General features: G+C 57.7%; 1 protein-coding gene. It reads right to left on the reverse strand.

Translation table 11 applies throughout. The annotated features are described in order from the left end of the window. Positions 1 to 285 precede the first annotated feature (285 nt). Entirely contained in the window at positions 286 to 1329 is a 1044-nt protein-coding gene (locus I6F35_RS39495) for an IS110 family transposase (protein ID WP_128944741.1), read from the reverse strand. Between the last annotated feature and the right edge of the window lie 77 nt (positions 1330 to 1406).

The raw sequence follows: 1406 nt of genomic DNA on the forward strand, positions 1-1406 counted from the left end.
ATCTATGGACCACGCCCGCGTTGCAAGAGGAATCGACAAAGGGATGAAGCGGTTTGCGCCAATCTATCCGGCTTCAATTTGGGGCTGTTGCCCCGAGCCATCATGGATATCCGCTCACTTCTGTCCTCAATAACTCGCCGGCCTCAAGAAGGGCCATGGAGTCGAACCAGGCTTCAGAAGTGTCGGTGGAACCGTTTCTCCATTCGTCCTTTCCGTCTCGCAAACCTCGGCGGGTTATTGTGCCTTCTGATCCCGACCTTGGATTTTCCTTTCCGGCCCTGTTTCTTATGCGGTGCGGCCCAGGAGGTTGGCGTCGTAGTCACGGCCCTTTGCGAGCATGCTCCAGGCCATGCGCGCAAGTTTTGCGGCCAGGGCAACAACCAAGACATTGGAGTGGAGCCGCTTCGACGCTGCCTCTAACCAGGCTGCGAAGCCATGCCGAGGCCAACTCTGACGCTGCAGAAGTACGGCTCTGGCACCTTGAATAAACAGCGTTCGCAGGTACCGATTACCGCGCCTCGATATGCGCCCGAGAATGGTTCGATCGCCGGTCGAGATTTGCTTTGGTACCAGACCAAGCCATGCTGCAAAGTCTCGGCCTTTATGGAAGGCATCACCGGTTCCGATGGCGGCGACCATCGCGCTTGAGATGATCGGCCCGACGCCGGGCGCACTCATTAGGCGGCGACAGTGTGGATCTTGATCAGCGAGTTCGTCGATTTCTTTCGTCATTGACGCGACCCGTCGGTCGAGATAGCGCCAGTCCTCGGCCAAGTCCTGAATGAGCTGGATCACGCGAGGCGATAAGTTGTCGTTTGGCGCTGAGAGAATCTGAGGAAGTGCCAGTCGGAGTGCTGCCGCTCCCTGCCGCACTGGTAGCCCTCGCTCAAGCAAAAAGCCCCGGATTTGATTGATGACCGCCGTTCTCTGCGTCACCAATCGACTGCGAACTCTGTGTAGTGCCTGTAAATCAAGTTGTTCGGCTGACTTCACTGGAACGAACCGCATTGTCGGCCGCTGAGCGGCCTCGGCGATCGCTTCAGCATCCCGAAAGTCATTCTTGTGACCCTTGAGGTATGGTTTGACGTACTGCGCCGGCAAGAGCCGTACTTGATGGCCTAATTTCTCGAGCCTGCGCCCCAGATGATGTGCGCCTGCACACGCCTCCATTCCGATCAGACAACGCGGAATATTGCCCAGCGACTGGTCAAGCTGATTTCTCGACCGCTTCTTGCGTAGCGTAATTGCGCCTGTGGCATCGAGACCGACGACGTGGAATGTGTTCTTCCCGAGATCGATGCCGATTGTGACAAGGTTCGTATTCGACATGGCTTGCGCTCCTGCTGCTGCCCCCCGCCGGGCTGCACGTTGCCGCTGAGAGCGGGCGTGGTCCATGCCATTAACTC

This window comes from Bradyrhizobium sp. BRP22 (assembly GCF_020194175.1).
GTDB lineage: Bacteria > Pseudomonadota > Alphaproteobacteria > Rhizobiales > Xanthobacteraceae > Bradyrhizobium.

Bases quoted from the DNA above. Each gene is read 5' to 3' on its own strand.
- I6F35_RS39495 (WP_128944741.1), bottom strand. From the start codon at position 1,329: ATGTCGAATACGAACCTTGTCACAATCGGCATCGATCTCGGGAAGAAC.